This window comes from Veillonella parvula (genome assembly GCF_032472435.1).
GTDB classification, from domain to species: Bacteria; Bacillota; Negativicutes; order Veillonellales; family Veillonellaceae; genus Veillonella; species Veillonella parvula_N.
In genome coordinates this window covers 1-15,964 of record NZ_JAWEGM010000009.1, presented here as the reverse complement: position 1 = coordinate 15,964, position 15,964 = coordinate 1, and the positions used below count along the sequence as shown (strand labels likewise).

Genomic DNA, 15,964 nt, shown 5'->3' with positions numbered 1-15,964 from the left:
ATGAGCCTCCTTCTAACCTTCGAATGGGAAGGTTTAACGTTCTACAATATTATATACATCCCGGCGGGAAACGTTAAAACGCTTTGCCACCTGGCGAATAGCTTCTTTTTTAGGTACCCCTGTATCTACAAGGGCTTGCACAGCATCTTCATAAGATACTGGTTTATCCAACACTTCACTAGTATCAGACTCCACTGTATCAGCACCGCCTACGATAAGGACGAATTCACCTTTATAGGTGAGCTGTTCTAAATCCTTTATAAGGCTTTCTAGATCGGTGCGTACGAAGGTTTCAAACTTCTTCGTCAGTTCCCTTACCACCGTTATAGAGCGATTACCAAAGACTTCATACATATCTTGTAAAACCTCTTGTAATCGATGCGGGGCTTCGTAAAACAGCAAAGTTCCCATCACTTGTGAAAGTCTTTTTAATTCTTCAATACGATGTTTCCCCCGTTTAGGCAAGAACCCTACAAAGGTAAAGGATTTAGTATCTAAACCTGATGCAATAAGTGCTGTTAACGCCGCATTGGCTCCTGGTAATGGAACTACAGTTATGCCTTCTTCAATGGCCTTTGTTACAAGGTCTGCCCCTGGATCAGAAATAGCAGGCATACCCGCATCACTAACGCAAGCAATAGACTGACCTTCTAACAAAAGCTCCATAATATAAGCACCTTTTTCCTCCTTATTATGTTCATGATAAGAAATCAAAGGCTTTTTAATATCAAAATGTTTTAACAATATGCCCGTATGACGCGTATCCTCAGCCGCAATAGCATCTACCTCACCCAAAATACGAACAGATCGATACGTCATATCTTCTAAATTACCAATCGGTGTAGGCACCAAGTATAAGGTGCCCCATTCATTATCGTTCATACCAAGAGGACACCTCCTTCGTGTACACATTCGTTTTTTTGTAAACGATGAGTGGTGGCTCAAGTACAAGACCTGCCTGACCTTGAAAAATAGACTCTATCAAAACTAATTTTGCTGGTTTATCTAGCATACCATGAACAAACCGAATTCGTTTTGCTTGGAAGTTAAACTTTTCTAGTTCATGTAATACATATTGCAAGCGACTAGCACTATAAATCATCCACAAGCGACCTTTACATTTAATAAAGGACTGTACCGATTTCAGAACATCACATAAAGTTGTATGTCCATCATGAAGTGCTAAAGTACGCTCTTCAGATGTAGGCTTTGCACCGCTTTCACAATCATAAAAAGGGGGATTAACAATAACACCATCAAAAGGCTTATCTTGTATATCGCGATATGTCATATGTCGATAATCGCCACATAATATATTTACCACATCTTGTTTACGATTATGTTCTACGCTACGCTTAGCCAACTCAACGAGAGTTTCATTAATTTCTATACCTGTAATATGACCTGCCCCTAATGACGTACCTATAAGCGGCATAACCCCTGACCCCGTTCCAAGATCAACATAGGTATGACGACCATTAAAACGACAAAAATGAATGAGTGCTATGGCGTCAAAGGAAAAGCGAAACATATCAGAACGCTGATAAATCTGTAAGCCATCGATAATTAAATCATCAAGTCGTTCTTGATCATTCATCAGGCAATGCCACCTCGGACCATTTCAAATCGATAGTACAGCCCGCTTCGAGCTGTACCTTTACAGTATGTTTATGATGATTTACCTTTAAAACTTTACCAATACCTTCATCGGTAACAACCTCCTTACCAATGCCAGGAGGTGCTATATCTTGAGGAGATTGAGGGCGTTCCTTCTTCACATATAGGTCGCCACCTTTTTTATATAAATCATCTTCGTAGTTAAGGCAACACATCAATCGACCACATACACCAGAAATCTTCGTAGGATTTAAGCTCAAATTTTGATCCTTTGCCATGCGAATCGATACAGGCGTAAAGTCACCTAAGAAATTTGAACAACACAAAGGTCGACCACAAGCACCAATACCATTTAGTACTTTAGCCTCATCACGGACACCCACTTGGCGTAACTCGATGCGCGTTCTAAATATAGTTGCCAAATCTTTAACGAGCTCACGGAAGTCAATACGGCCATCTGCAGTAAAGAAGAATATAATCTTATTCATATCAAATGTGTATTCCACATTGATAAGTTTCATCGGTAACTTGCGTTTTTCAATTTTTTCGAGACAAATTTCAAAGGCTTTTTCTTCGCGCTCTTTATTCTTCTCAATTTGTTTCAAATCCTTAGAAGTTGCCTGTCTAATAACAGGTTTCACAGGGGCAACAACAGAATCTTCAAAGACCTCTTTGGGTCCAATCACAACCGTGCCGTATTCTACACCACGTGCTGTTTCAACGATAACCCCATCCCCAACGGATAGTTCTAATTGTTCAGGCTGAAAATAATAAATCTTTCCCGCCTTTTTAAAGCGTACGCCAACTATGGTTAGCATTTAATCCTCCTCCCGAGCATCATGAAGGGCGATACTAAGACCGTCCACCACGAGAGCGGTTTTTATATGTAAGCGCAAAGCCCGTTCTGCTTGCAATGTTTCGGTAATAACCTTAGCCAATGCTTGCATGGACCAGCGCGGTAATAATCGTAATAATTGAGTTTTGTACATAGGTACTTGTAATTGCGTATCTTGAGCACCCATTTTAATAGCCATCATATCTCTACTTACAAGGCGTAGCCAGTGCATCAATTCCGCTAGGCTTTCACGAGATAAGCTTTCACAAGCTAAGGAAATCATAGTAAACCATCGCGTTTCAAAAGCTAATATGTCCATCACCTTAACGGCTAACTCTAGCATTTCAATGCAATCTTGTGTCGCCAGTTTTTCCACCAATTGTGGATTACCATGACCAGCTAACAAAGCCTGTTCTATATCACCGGTAATTCCACGCGCTACAAAAGCGGTGCGAATCGTATCTACATCAACACTGTTAAAACCAACGCCCATACATCTAGAAATGATGGTAGGCAATACGGTGTTAATCTTGTTCGTAATAATGATGAAGTACACCTGTTCGGGCGGTTCCTCAATGGTTTTTAGCATAGAATTTGCCATGACTGCATTGGCTGTGTGAAAGTCCTCCACAATGACAACGCGGTTCCCATTGCCCGCCACAGACAGATGATCTTGTAATAATGAATACCACTGCTCTACCTTTAAGGTTGTTTTCATAGGGCGAATCCAAAAGGCATCACCCTTATCCATATAGATAGGTAATCCTTCGGCTTCGATACGTTTTTCCGTATCCCCATTTGCTAAACGGGCTTCCTTAACCTCTGCTAAATAAGATTCCCCCTTAGGTTGAGAGAATACTTGACGCCCTAGTAATAAAGATGCTAGGCCTATGGCCATATCTAGCTTGCCAAGACCAGATTCGCCATAAAACAAGAGACTATGAGGTAATGCATTACGACTTACAAGTTCAGATAGGTGTGCCTTAATCGAATCTTGACCAATTATAGAATCAAAATATGTCATAGCGCCTCCTATCAATACATGCTCAATATTAATATTATATAGGAAAAAGGCGACTTTTAAAAGAGTCGCCTTTTTCTAAGGTAGTAGATTTTCTACTACACTATATACATCATTATGAATTTCTTCAATAGTACGCAACGTATACTGACTAGACTTAGCTTTATAAGCACAAGGTATGCGGTGCCATTGATAACGCTTTACTAATTCTTCATACGCACCGTGAACGGCTACTAAATATGCATGATTTCCTTCGTGAATATCACCAGTATTGCCTCCTGTTTTACCAGTGCGCTCCGCCATAAGGGCTTCGCTCACTTCAAGGGGCATATCTAAAAGGCATACCGCATCAGGTTTAGGCAAGCCAAATTTTTGGAACTCAAAATCTTCAAGCCAATCTAAAAATGCAGTGCGTTCCTTCGGATTATCGTATTTTACCATTTGGTGCACCATGTTAGACGTTGTATAACGATCTGCAATGATGATTCCCCCATTTTTGTAAAACTGTTCCCAATCAGTTCTAAAGGAAGCAAATCGATCGATAGCGTACATGGAGCTTGCCACATAAGGATTTACATCATGTACATTCTTACCAAATTCACCAGCTAAATACATTTTAATAGGCATAGCGGCGCCGCTATCATAGTTTGGAAAGCTCACAGACTTAACGGCATGCCCTTCTTTGGTCAAGCGTTCTACTAAGAGTTTAGTTTGTGTAGCCTTACCGCTGCCGTCTCCGCCTTCTAATATAATCAAAGTCCCCATAATTACTCCTGTAACACCCAAATTGTTTCCAATGTCATATCATCAGACCCATTAGGTACATAACCTAGAGCCTTTCGATTCTCTATATATTGTAACACAGAGGCACTAATCTCTTCACCTACTGCTACACAGGGAATCCCCGGTGGATAATAAGCAATTGTCTCCCCTGCAATACGATGAAGTGCTTCTTTTAACGGTATTTGCTCACGATTTGCATACATAGCATTACGAGGGGTTATGCGCACAATAGGCGCTGGCAGCAGCGCAGAATCTTTACTAATGTCTTGCAATTGCTCTTCCTCTGTATTATTAAATTCTTTAAATGTACGTAACACCTTTTCACTTACAGCTTGTACAGCCTTAATAAGAGCAGTTACAGACTCGTTTGTATCACCTATGGTAATAAGCACTAACACATGATTTGCCTGTACTAACTCCACTTCGATACGATGATTGCGCAATAAATGTTCAAATTCTACACCTGTTAAACCTAAGCCTTTTGCATCAATCAGCACCTTAGTACAATCATAATTTATTACCCGCTCTTGAATATCTGTATATTCCATAGTAGCAATACCAGAAATTTTATTGAGTTCCTCACGTAAGTACATACTCAACTCTACTGCACGACTTACTAAATCATTACCTGCTGTGGCTAATTGATGGCGCGCCATATCTAAGGAAGCAAGGAAAATATAGTTTGGACTCGTACTTTGTAGCATTTGATGCATTTGCGTAATACGCCGCTTATCAATTTTTTTACCTTGCCCTAATAGCCAAGATGTTTGTGTCAAAGAGCCAACAGATTTATGTGTACTTTGAGCCACCAAATCTGCTCCAGCCTCTATAGCCTCTATAGGTAAACTTTCAGAGAACGGCAAATGAGGCCCATGAGCTTCATCAACAAGTACAATAAGTCCCCGCTTATGAGCCTCTTGTATGATATTAACAATATCTATGCCCACGCCATAATAGTTTGGATAAATTAAAAGAATCGTCTTTGCCTCTGGATGTGCATCCATTGATTTGATAGCATTTTCTAATGATACACCTAGTGGAATTCCCCAGCGTTCATCAAAATCACAGTCCATATATACTGGTTTGGCTCCTGAGAGGACAAGCCCACTAATAACGGAACGATGTGCTTCTCGAGGAATGATAATGATTTCATCAGGCCCTACAGTCCCCATGATCATGGCTTCGATCAAAGCTGTAGTACCATTAATAGAAAACCAACAACAATCAGCTCCATATAATTCGGCTGTTAAGTCTTGCGCTTCTTTTAATTCCCGTTCAGGTTCATGTAAATCATCTAAAGCATACATAACACCTAAGTCATAGGATAACGCTGGCCCCATCCAATTCTTTAACAGTTGAGGTGCTTCAACACCTATCTTATGACCTGGCGTATGAAAGGGCACAAAATGTTGTTCTTTATATGATTCTAAAGCCTCTACAAAAGGCATTTTTTCTTGATTACTCATATGTACCTCGTAAAAAGGGCATGAATCTCAATGAGACTCATGCCCTTATGCATGTATTTATCGCCGTGGACGACGTTTAGGATTGAATTGATTCATGCCTTTATCAATACCTACCTCTAAGGTGCCTAATACGGCTTTTACCGTATCCTTAATACCTTTTTGTACCTTCTCTTGCGACTCTTCACTAAATGGTGCTAAAACGTGATCAATGACAGTCCATTGTGGCAATGGACGTCCAATTCCTACGCGGAAACGAGGAAAATTTTCTGTTCCTATATGGGAAATTAAAGATTTAATCCCATTATGTCCACCTGAACTACCATTTGGTCGAATACGCAACTTACCTATAGGTAAATCCATGTCATCATAGATACAATACACATCAGATGGATCAATTTTATAGTACCGCATTAACGGTCCTACAGACTCACCACTTAGATTCATAAATGTTTGCGGCTTTACAAGTAATACTTTCTCACCATCTACGGTAATACTGCATACCTCAGCACGTTGCTCCTCTCTCCAAGGCGTGTGAGGGACACTATCGGCTATGGCATCAATAACCATAAATCCAATATTATGTTTTGTCTTTTCGTATTGCTTGCCGGGGTTACCGAGGCCTACTACTAATTTCAAGAATCACCTATTATTTATCAAATAAATTACTTACAGACACTTCATGGAAGATACGCATAATTGCTTCACCCAACAATGGAGCTACGGATAATTGCGTAATATTTGGTAAGTTGCAATTTTCCGGCAATGGAATAGTATTAGTAACGATAAGTTCCTTAATATTGGAATTTGCAATTCGTTCACTTGCCGGATCTGTCAACACTGCATGTGTAACAGCGGCGGTAACGGATTTAGCACCGAATTCTTCCAATGCTTTAGCACCTTCAACCAAGGATCCAGCCGTATCTACGATATCATCGATAATAATACAGTTTTTACCTGCCACATCACCGATGAGATTCATAACTTTAGCCACACCTGGTTCAGGGCGTTTTTTCTCAATGATTGCAATCGGTGCACCAATGCGGTCAGCCAAATCACGAGCTCTTGTAACACCGCCAAGGTCAGGAGATACAACGATAACATCTTCCATATTTTTTTCATTAATGTATTTAGCCAAAATAGATGCGCCAAACAAATGATCTACAGGCACATCAAAGAAACCTTGAATTTGGCCTGCATGCAAATCAATTGTTACAAGACGTGTAATACCTGCCGTTTGCATCAAATTAGCTACTAACTTAGCTGTAATCGGCTCACGACCGCGAGTCTTACGGTCTTGGCGAGCATAGCCATAGTAAGGAACTACTGCAGTAATATGACGTGCAGAAGCGCGTTTTAACGCGTCAGCCATAACCATGAGTTCCATTAAATTATCATTTACAGGATAGCTAGTTGGTTGAATGATAAATACATCTTTGCCACGTACGCTTTCATCAATCATTATTTGTACTTCGCCATTGTTAAAACGACCTACAAATGCTTCACCTAAAGGCAACCCTAAATAATCACAAATTTCCTTTGCCAATGCAGGATTTGCATTACCTGTGAAAATCTTGAGTTTTTTGCCGTCTTCAAATGCCATTTTGTTACCCTTTCATTTGCTCCTATACTGGTTACTTATCCATAATCCATACATTACAGATACACACTATTGCCTTTTTATTGTATACTATTTTGACCTAATTGTGTTAAAAAATATGAGATTTTTTTTATTTCTTTTTGAAAGTATCCTCTGTTACCCAATTATCTTTCACAATTTGCTTGCTACGACCTACCGCCAAGGCCTTATCTGGTACGTTTTTAGTAATAGTTGAGCCCGCACCTACATAGCTATAATTACCTATTGTTACAGGAGCAACTAAGTTACTATTACAACCAACAAATGCACCATCACCAATAGTCGTACGATGCTTAACTTTCCCATCATAATTTACGGTAATAGTGCCACAGCCAATATTAACACCGGCCCCAACATCACTATCGCCGATATAGGAGAGATGTGGAAACTTGGTACCTTCCCCAACAATAGAGTTCTTAACTTCTACAAAGTTACCTACATGAACCTTATTACCTAAAACTGTATTTGGACGCAAATGGACATATGGACCTACATCTACACCGTCTTTTACTTCACAGTCATGACCATAAGTAAAATGGATAATCGTATCATTACCGACTTTTACATTCGTCAAACGAGTATGTGGTCCAATTTCACAACGTTCACCAATGATAGTATCACCTTCAAGGACTGTACCAGGATGCAAAATTGTATCTGCACCTACTGTTACCTCAGGAGCCACATAGGTATTTTCAGGGTCAATAATTGTTACGCCAGCAGTCATTAACTCAACATTTTTACGATGTTTTAATATAGCTTCAGCCTCTGCTAATTGCAAACGTGAGTTTACACCTAAAGATTCTTCAAAATCCTTAGTCATGTATGCACTTACCTTGTCGCCACCATTTACGAGAATACCTACTACATCAGTAATATACAATTCACCTTGGGCATTATCATCAGATAATTGATCTAAGCAAGGCCATAGTTTTTTACTATCAAAAGCGTACATACCTGTATTTACTTCTTGAACCGCTAATTCTTCAGGTTTACCATCTTTCTGTTCTACGATACGAACTACAGAACCCACTTCATTACGAATGATACGTCCATAACCAGTTGGATCCGGCATATGAGCAGTTAAAATTGTAGCTGCTGCACCGGAATTTTTATGTTCTTCTAAAAGCGCTTCTAAACTTTCTTTTGTAACCAGGGGAGTATCACCGCATAACAATAAGATTGTACCATCATAGTCACCAAGTACTGGTTGAGCCATCTTAACTGCATGACCTGTACCATTTTGTTCTTCTTGACGAACAAATTCAGCACGCTCTCCCAAGTAATTTTGTACTGCATCGCCACCAAAACCAACAATAACAACATCGCGATTGGTACCAATGGATTGAACCGTTTCAAGAACGCGTTCTACCATCGCCTTACCGCCGACCTTGTGTAACACTTTTGGCAATTTAGACTTCATACGCGTGCCCTTACCAGCAGCTAAAATAAGGCTTGCAATATTCATAGTAATCTCCTATCTGTTATCTCTTATATCTCTAACCCATTTTAAATATTATTTACGTCATTATTTAGCCCATAGGTCAATACTCAATATAAACCATTATATCAGCCTATAATCTTCCTAATATTAATGATTTACTCTGCATCTAACACAGGCTCTATACTAATTTTCTTTGTATTTTCATCGATACCATAAAAAGTAAATAGTGATTCATAATCATCGATCAACTTCGGACTTGGTTCAGCTGTAGCTACAAGAACACCTGTGCCAACAACGACACCACTCATTTCAAGAACTAATTCTTTAAGCCCCTTAGCGGTACCGCCAGCTTTCATAAAGTCATCGATAATTAACACTTTCGCATTTGGAGGAATTGCCCGTTTAGTTAGAGTCATAGTTTGAATGCGCCCAGAGGAACCTGTTACATAATTGATACTAATAGCAGAACCTTCTGTTACCTTACTATCACGTCTAGCAATAACAAGTGGTTTATTGAAAGCTCTCGCTACCATTACAGCCAAAGGAATCCCCTTTGTCTCTACAGTCAAAATATAGTCTGGTTCACGGTCCACGAAACGAGTCATAATAATCTCACCCAGACGTGTCATTACATGCCAATCATATAAGATATCAGACATATAAATAAAACCACCTGGAATGATGCGATCTGGCTCCATTAAACGAGCTTGTACATCGCGTAAAATATCGTTCGCTTGTGTTCCCTTACGATGCGGAATAAATCGTACCCCACCAGCTACACCGGCCACCGTTTCTAAGGTCCCCAGTTGAAAGTGTTCCATAGACTGCCTTACACATGTCAAATCTTCACTAACCGTTGATTTAGCCATGCCAAAAAAGTCGCAAAAGTAATTTAAAGGAATCAATTTTTGCGGTGAATCAACTAACAGTTTTGTCATTGCCACCATTCGTTCTACACGCCGTACTTTATCCATAGGATTATCCTTTACTATTCATCATATAACTATTGAGTATGCTCATTAATTTAACATCATGAGTCATCATCATATATCTATTATTTATTATACCATAATTTCCGAATATTCGAGGTTTTGAATACATTATAATTCGGTAAAAGAAAAACTCTCTAGCATTTTATACAAGAATATGATTGTAGTCTATACATCTATCATATAATCATATAAAACTAGAGAGTTATCATTATAAAATATAAACCTTTACAGATTGACGTCCAAACTGTAATGCTTCTGCACGAGAATCAAAAGCTAAATCAATGCGATGCCCTTTAATAGCACCACCTACATCGTCAGCTACAGCATAGCCATAACCTTCAATATATAATCGCGTTCCCAAAGGAATTAATTTAGGGTCTACAGACACAAGTCCCTTCCGTAGACGACTACCTGTAGCTGTATATTTTCCGTTGCCAGGATCTTGAGATGAATAGCCACTAGCCTCCATCGTTAAAACTTTAGAGTATTTATTAGGCACTCCATTATGATTGCGTTCTGTGCCATGGCCTCCATAACGAGTCTCCATCTTTTCCAAAGCATTCATCGTAGCAGGACCAACACGACCATCTACAGGGAGCCCTTTAGATTTTTGAAATTTTCGAACAGCTTGTTCTGTATTATGACCGTAAATGCCATCTATAGAATCATGTAAAAAACCTTGATGCTTTAACATGGTTTGCACCTTACTAACGTGATGCCCTCGTTGCCCCCGATCAATAGTTTTTGCTAATGATACAGAGGATACCATTACAATCATACAAACAAGCGTACATGTAATAATTATTTTTTTTATCATATACACCTCACCTTACATTAAGTAGTATACTATACAGTTTTAAATAATCTATAAACCATAAAAGTTCTATTAATATCAATAATTCATATATATTAAATTATAGTTATAGTATAGTTTTAAGGGTGTATTACATATATATCATAAAATTATAAGATACCAATGAAAATCTCCATTATATCCTGCAAGAATATTCGCTTAGATTACTTCTAAAGTCGGAAATACTCTTCAGTCTATAATGGAGATTTAATAGTTTTATTCAATTTTAGCAGTTATGGTATACACCAATATGACATTCTTTTCGGTTTGCACCAACAAGTCTTAAGAAGATGTAGCCGAATAATGCAGAGATTAATGAGCCAAGTATAACGCCACCTTTTGCCATTTCTTGAGCGTGACCGGGTTCAAATGCCAAGATAGATACGAAGATACTCATTGTAAAGCCTATACCACATACAATCGCAGTACCATATACATGCTTCCAATTAGCTTCTGTAGGCATTGGTACAAGGCCACATTTCACCATCGCAAATACTGCACCAAAAATACCTAATTGTTTCCCTATAATAAGACCTAATGCAACACCAAGCACTACAGGATGTGTTAAGTCATTAACAGATACATTACGTAAATCTACACCGGCATTAAAGAATGCAAATATTGGTACAATTAAAAAACTAACCCAATTGGATAATAAATGTTCCCAATGTTGCATTGGACGAACATACTTACGGCCTCGTTTACCTTTTGAAGGAATTGTCATAGCTAAGATTACACCAGCCATAGTTGCATGTAAACCAGATTTTAATACACAATACCAAAGGATAAACCCTAAAATGATATATGGTAAAGGTCGTACATATCCTTGCTTATTACAATAGATTAAAGCAGCTACAACTACGACAGCCACACCTAAATACATCATGTGAATACTTGACGCATAGAAGATTGCAATTACGATGATAGCAATCAAATCATCTATAACGGCAAGAGCTGTTAGAAATACTTTCATTGAATTCGGTACTCTAGAGCCTAACGCAGATATAATACCGATGGAAAATGCAATATCCGTAGCAGTTGGTATTGCCCAACCATGTATATATTCAGAATGAAAACCTGCAATTAAGTAGTAGATAAAAGCGGGCGTTAGAACACCAAATAATGCGGCAATGCCTGGCATCACACGCTTAGCATTAGTATTAAGCTCACCTGATACTAATTCACGCTTAACTTCGAGACCTACAAAAAGGAAGAAGATTGCCATCAATGCATCATTAACCCATTCTAAAATTGTTAGATTACCTATATGGTGATTAACGATTTGAAAGTATTGTTCAGATGATGGAGAGTTCGCTAAAATTAAAGCGAGTACTGTTGCTCCTAGGAGTACAGATGTAGCTGCACCTGGAGAACGTAAGAAAACAAAAATGCGTTCCATTTGAATCCTTTCTATACTTACAAAAGATTATTTTATTAAATTTTACCACGCATCTTGCGTATTTGATAAGCTAAAATTAGGACAATCGCACCTAGCAAGCCTGCCGTGATTGATCCTATAAAGATACCTACCTTAGCCATTTCTTGTGTTATACCTGGTGGGAAAGCCAGTGTAGCAACAAAAAGGCTCATAGTAAAGCCAATACCACACAAAATAGCTGTCCCATAAATTTCAGGCCACGTCGTTTTTGTAGGCATCTTAATTGCCTTAGATTGAACCAAAATGTAGACGGCAGAGAATATACCTAATTGTTTTCCTAAGATTAAACCGAATGAAACACCTATGATTACAGGATGGAATAAATTGTCTATGGAAAAATCAGCAAAGGATACACCAGCATTTAAAAAACTAAATAATGGTATAATTAGGAAGTTTACCCAATTGCGTAAAGCATGCGCCCATTCTTCCATAGGATATACTACCTTATCTATAACTTTACCTTTAAAAGGAATTGTCATAGCCAGTACAACACCGGCAATGGTAGCATGCACACCAGATTTTAAAACTAAATACCAAAGAACTAATCCTAGAACACAATACGGAAGTGGTCTTAAATAGCCTTGCTTATTAGTATAAATCAGTAAACCAGTTACAGCCGCAGCAGCTATTAAATCCATAAAGTTAACGCCTGCCCCATAAAAGAGAGCAATAACGACTATGGCAATCAAGTCGTCAATAATAGCTAATGCAGCTAGAAAGGCTTTCATCGCTGTAGATACCTTATTACCAAGCATTGTAATAACGCCTATAGCAAAAGCAATATCTGTAGCGGTAGGAATCCCCCAACCATGTCTATATTCTGGCATATATCCAGCCGCAAAATAATACACAATAGCTGGCGTAATAACACCTGCAAATGCGGCTAATACGGGAAGCACACGTTTCGCCTTCGTATCAAGCTCCCCAGAAATCATTTCCTTCTTGATCTCTATACCAACATAAAGGAAAAAAAGAGCCATTAAGGCATCATTTACCCACTCCAGTATAGTCATTGGACCAAGGTGTATTTGCATGACTGCAAAATACTGTGCTGCAATCGGTGAGTTCGCCACAAGAACGCCTAAAATAGCAGCGGACAGCAAGGATATCCCACCAGCAGACTCTGACTGGAAAAATGCTTTTATAAAATTCATAATAACTACCACTTTCTGAGTCATAAATAATAATACGTATTTTTATGTATATAAAAACAACTATATTTATTATTATATCATTTCAGTTCGAAAATAATCAATATTGTTTACTTTCTTTAAGTAAAGAGATAAAAAATACAATAAGTGATACAGTTAAACAAATAGCAGCAATCGTATTCATAACAGGATTTTGCCAAAGTGGTAGAAGCAATCCTATAAGAACAGATATACTACAAAATAATGGTGTACGCCAAATATGCTTTTCCTCTACCGATACTTTAGATAGAATTACATCTGATTTTTTATACTTTCTAATAATAGTCATCATAAGTCCAGTCACGATACCAATAATGAGAACAATATCCCATATAGCCCACAATATCTTCAGAGCCATCGTATTATGATTATGAATATGTAGGTTAATCATAGTTGTCATACCTGTAAAATACCATGGAACTGCTTTAGTAGAAAATCTATCATTACTAGAATCGACATACAAGTTAGCATATACAGGCTGTCCAAGAAACATAGCTGGATCATCATCATTTTCTGCACCTAAATAAAATGCATAATGGTAATTGTTAAACTTAGATGGATAATCCATAGAAATAACTTGTCGATCTGGATATACTTTCATTATACGAGAAATTGCTTCTGATGGTTGCAATATTTCAGATTGTCCAATCGAAAGTTCCTGTTTAGCATTATGAAGTACATCGGCATTATAGTTATCATTTGCAATAAAAAAGCCCCCAATCCATACACCTGTTATACATAATATAAATCCCCAGACCGTTGCAACTATTGAGAATTCACGATGTAATGCACCTATTTTCATTTTCTTAGATAAAACAGAGGCTTTAGAATAACTTTTACGAAATGGACCATATAAAAAAATCCCTGAAATAATAGTGAGACTACATAAAAATGATAAGAATGTTACAATATATATGCCAATTTTACCTAAATCTAATCGTGTATGTAATTGATGAAGAGTATGTAACATACTACGAATCCAAGGATGTACAGGAGGCTCATTATGTGAAGTAATCAGTTCTTTAGATATAGGATTATATAAAACATAATCCCCACCCATTCCCATGCGAGCTGGAGGTGCTACCGTAGCCGTAGATTCAATAATACGATACCGTAAAATATGTGTAGCCCCCATAGCAGGGGATATATTCAAAATATCTTTTGATGGATATTTCTGTTTAACAAGTAGTGCCCCCTGATCAGCATACTTAAATATAGATTCTTCATGTTCATTCATCGACATTATAGCTGATGAATGATGTGTTGTTCCACCTTGAGCCCATGCATTTAACTCAGTTCGAAACATGAGTACTAATCCTGTAATACAAAACATTAAGAAGAAAATTAAGGAAATGATAGATAACCATTTATGAACTTTATATACTTTTGACATACGAATTCCTCCTTTTCTATTATTTTATACATCTAGATTGAAAGTAATTCAATACATTTACTACTATAGGTATAATCATAGATATATCTATGATTACTTGAATGTATATGTAAATATATGATACAATATTTACATCGTGCGGGCGTAGTTCATCGGTAGAATGCGAGCTTCCCAAGCTTGAGAGGAGGGTTCGATTCCCTTCGCCCGCTCCATATAATTTGTGATGTAATGTATATCACAAATTATATGCAAAATATTATAATATATATACTTTTTGTATTGTTTTTTAAGGAGATATCCATGAAATTAAGTGCAAGAAATCAATTAAAAGGTACTATCGTTGAGATCCAAGAAGGCGCTGTAAATGCAATCGTAAAAATCAACGTAGGTAATAATAATATTGTTACTGCTGACATTACTATTCAATCCGTTAAAGAATTAGGCTTAGCAGTTGGCAAAGAAGTTGTCGCTGTTATCAAATCCACTAGCGTAATGGTTGGTGTAGAATAATAAAGAATTAGAGCTGCTTAGGCAGCTCTTTTTTTGTATATATATTAAATTCCTAATAAGTTGTTATTAATATATAGGCTCTATGATTTTGTGATCATGGGGCTTGTTATTTACATAAATATGGAGTTGCTCAACTAGTTTACGGTTCGATACCATTGGTGCTGCGCACCGCGGTATCGATTAGATAAAGTTTATTTACATATATTTAAAGTAGCTCAACTGCTTTACGGTTCGGTAACATTGGCACGTTGTGCCTCGTTACCGTATGGATTAGTTAGATACTACCATTAGCCGCGGCTTCCTATCAATCCTCACTGTGGATTTCCCTTCTCTGCTTCGCAGCTCGGTAAATCTTACGTTCGGAAGCACTCATATGGTTCGGCTGCGTCGCTTAGCTCTAAGACCTCTTCGGTTGCCCTACTTGCTTCCTCACTGTGGATTTCCCTTCTCTGCTTCGCAGCTCGGTAAATCTTACGTTCGGAAGAAAGCGATGCAGTGAATCTGTCGTCGTTTCACTCCTCCATCTTCTACTGCCCTGCTTTTCCCAGGGCCGTCTTACACGGACACGTACATAGATACAACCTCTACAACCTTGGCTGGAGGCTGCTCTAGTAGGGTTAGCTAGTCGAAGACTAGCAAAAAGAAAAAGGCCTACCTTTAGGTAGACCTTTTTCTTTTAGTCAATCAGCGGCTTCCTATCCTCCCAGGCCGTCTCCAGCCAAGTACTTTCGGCGTTTATGAGCTTAACTACTGTGTTCGAGATGGGAACAGGTGGATCCTCATAGCCAT

General features: G+C 38.2%; 15 protein-coding genes, 1 tRNA gene and 1 rRNA gene. 2 read left to right on the top strand and 15 right to left on the bottom strand.

The window, feature by feature from the left end; genetic code table 11:
- Positions 1–33: 33 nt before the first annotated feature.
- The 14 genes from rsmI to E7A03_RS09555 all read right to left on the bottom strand — a co-directional run bounded on the left by rsmI (position 34) and on the right by E7A03_RS09555 (position 14,665).
- Positions 34–882 (bottom strand): 16S rRNA (cytidine(1402)-2'-O)-methyltransferase, encoded by an 849-nt coding sequence (gene rsmI, locus E7A03_RS09620; protein ID WP_004693269.1) that lies wholly within the window; start codon positions 880–882, stop codon positions 34–36.
- Entirely contained in the window at positions 872–1,597 is a 726-nt protein-coding gene (locus E7A03_RS09615; protein WP_004693267.1) for a tRNA1(Val) (adenine(37)-N6)-methyltransferase, read from the bottom strand. The genes rsmI and E7A03_RS09615 overlap by 11 nt, the downstream gene beginning before the upstream one ends.
- A complete protein-coding gene (locus E7A03_RS09610) occupies positions 1,590–2,435 on the bottom strand; it encodes a PSP1 domain-containing protein (RefSeq protein ID WP_004693266.1) in 846 nt (281 codons plus the stop codon). Before E7A03_RS09610 ends, E7A03_RS09615 begins: the two co-directional genes overlap by 8 nt.
- A complete protein-coding gene (locus tag E7A03_RS09605; RefSeq protein ID WP_004693263.1) occupies positions 2,436–3,476 on the bottom strand; it encodes a DNA polymerase III subunit delta' in 1,041 nt (346 codons plus the stop codon). It lies immediately after the preceding gene.
- Positions 3,477–3,551: 75 nt separating this feature from the next.
- Entirely contained in the window at positions 3,552–4,238 is a 687-nt protein-coding gene (locus E7A03_RS09600) for a dTMP kinase (protein WP_004693261.1), read from the bottom strand.
- Positions 4,239–4,240: 2 nt separating this feature from the next.
- A complete protein-coding gene (locus tag E7A03_RS09595) occupies positions 4,241–5,722 on the bottom strand; it encodes an aminotransferase class I/II-fold pyridoxal phosphate-dependent enzyme (RefSeq protein ID WP_287509180.1) in 1,482 nt (493 codons plus the stop codon).
- Between the two features lie 57 nt (positions 5,723–5,779).
- Positions 5,780–6,358, bottom strand: coding sequence for an aminoacyl-tRNA hydrolase (pth, locus tag E7A03_RS09590; RefSeq protein ID WP_004693256.1), 579 nt, complete (start codon positions 6,356–6,358; stop codon positions 5,780–5,782).
- 10 nt (positions 6,359–6,368) lie between these two features.
- Positions 6,369–7,322, bottom strand: a complete 954-nt coding sequence (locus E7A03_RS09585; protein WP_004693255.1) for a ribose-phosphate diphosphokinase — start codon at positions 7,320–7,322, stop codon at positions 6,369–6,371.
- A gap of 127 nt (positions 7,323–7,449) precedes the next feature.
- Positions 7,450–8,823, bottom strand: a complete 1,374-nt coding sequence (gene glmU / locus E7A03_RS09580) for a bifunctional UDP-N-acetylglucosamine diphosphorylase/glucosamine-1-phosphate N-acetyltransferase GlmU (RefSeq protein ID WP_004693251.1) — start codon at positions 8,821–8,823, stop codon at positions 7,450–7,452.
- A 131-nt stretch (positions 8,824–8,954) separates the two neighbouring features.
- Complete coding sequence (gene purR, locus E7A03_RS09575; protein ID WP_004693249.1) at positions 8,955–9,773, bottom strand: pur operon repressor; 819 nt, start codon at positions 9,771–9,773, stop codon at positions 8,955–8,957.
- 226 nt (positions 9,774–9,999) lie between these two features.
- Positions 10,000–10,608: a peptidoglycan-binding protein gene (locus tag E7A03_RS09570; protein WP_004693247.1), complete on the bottom strand. Its 609-nt coding sequence runs from the start codon at positions 10,606–10,608 to the stop codon at positions 10,000–10,002.
- Between the two features lie 262 nt (positions 10,609–10,870).
- A complete protein-coding gene (nhaA, locus tag E7A03_RS09565) occupies positions 10,871–12,043 on the bottom strand; it encodes a Na+/H+ antiporter NhaA (RefSeq protein ID WP_004693245.1) in 1,173 nt (390 codons plus the stop codon).
- A gap of 35 nt (positions 12,044–12,078) precedes the next feature.
- On the bottom strand, positions 12,079–13,236 hold the full coding sequence (nhaA, locus tag E7A03_RS09560; RefSeq protein ID WP_004693243.1) for a Na+/H+ antiporter NhaA: 1,158 nt from the start codon (positions 13,234–13,236) through the stop codon (positions 12,079–12,081).
- A 97-nt stretch (positions 13,237–13,333) separates the two neighbouring features.
- The gene (locus tag E7A03_RS09555) at positions 13,334–14,665 is read right to left on the bottom strand and encodes a PepSY-associated TM helix domain-containing protein (RefSeq protein WP_004693241.1); all 1,332 of its coding nucleotides are present in this window, start codon (positions 14,663–14,665) and stop codon (positions 13,334–13,336) included.
- Positions 14,666–14,803: 138 nt separating this feature from the next.
- On the opposite strand from E7A03_RS09555, the gene E7A03_RS09550 reads away from it, so the two are divergent.
- Positions 14,804–14,877, top strand: a tRNA-Gly gene (locus tag E7A03_RS09550).
- Between the two features lie 88 nt (positions 14,878–14,965).
- Positions 14,966–15,175, top strand: coding sequence for a TOBE domain-containing protein (locus E7A03_RS09545; RefSeq protein WP_004693239.1), 210 nt, complete (start codon positions 14,966–14,968; stop codon positions 15,173–15,175).
- Between the two features lie 682 nt (positions 15,176–15,857).
- Here the strand turns inward: E7A03_RS09545 and rrf are convergent.
- A 5S ribosomal RNA gene (gene rrf, locus E7A03_RS09540) occupies positions 15,858–15,964 on the bottom strand; the annotation flags it as partial.

Bases quoted from the DNA above. Each gene is read 5' to 3' on its own strand.
- rsmI (WP_004693269.1), bottom strand. From the start codon at position 882: ATGAACGATAATGAATGGGGCACCTTATACTTGGTGCCTACACCGATT.
- E7A03_RS09615 (WP_004693267.1), bottom strand. From the start codon at position 1,597: ATGAATGATCAAGAACGACTTGATGATTTAATTATCGATGGCTTACAG.
- E7A03_RS09610 (WP_004693266.1), bottom strand. From the start codon at position 2,435: ATGCTAACCATAGTTGGCGTACGCTTTAAAAAGGCGGGAAAGATTTAT.
- E7A03_RS09605 (WP_004693263.1), bottom strand. From the start codon at position 3,476: ATGACATATTTTGATTCTATAATTGGTCAAGATTCGATTAAGGCACAC.
- E7A03_RS09600 (WP_004693261.1), bottom strand. From the start codon at position 4,238: ATGGGGACTTTGATTATATTAGAAGGCGGAGACGGCAGCGGTAAGGCT.
- E7A03_RS09595 (WP_287509180.1), bottom strand. From the start codon at position 5,722: ATGAGTAATCAAGAAAAAATGCCTTTTGTAGAGGCTTTAGAATCATAT.
- E7A03_RS09585 (WP_004693255.1), bottom strand. From the start codon at position 7,322: ATGGCATTTGAAGACGGCAAAAAACTCAAGATTTTCACAGGTAATGCA.
- glmU (WP_004693251.1), bottom strand. From the start codon at position 8,823: ATGAATATTGCAAGCCTTATTTTAGCTGCTGGTAAGGGCACGCGTATG.
- purR (WP_004693249.1), bottom strand. From the start codon at position 9,773: ATGGATAAAGTACGGCGTGTAGAACGAATGGTGGCAATGACAAAACTG.
- E7A03_RS09570 (WP_004693247.1), bottom strand. From the start codon at position 10,608: ATGATAAAAAAAATAATTATTACATGTACGCTTGTTTGTATGATTGTA.
- nhaA (WP_004693245.1), bottom strand. From the start codon at position 12,043: ATGGAACGCATTTTTGTTTTCTTACGTTCTCCAGGTGCAGCTACATCT.
- nhaA (WP_004693243.1), bottom strand. From the start codon at position 13,236: ATGAATTTTATAAAAGCATTTTTCCAGTCAGAGTCTGCTGGTGGGATA.
- E7A03_RS09555 (WP_004693241.1), bottom strand. From the start codon at position 14,665: ATGTCAAAAGTATATAAAGTTCATAAATGGTTATCTATCATTTCCTTA.
- E7A03_RS09545 (WP_004693239.1), top strand. From the start codon at position 14,966: ATGAAATTAAGTGCAAGAAATCAATTAAAAGGTACTATCGTTGAGATC.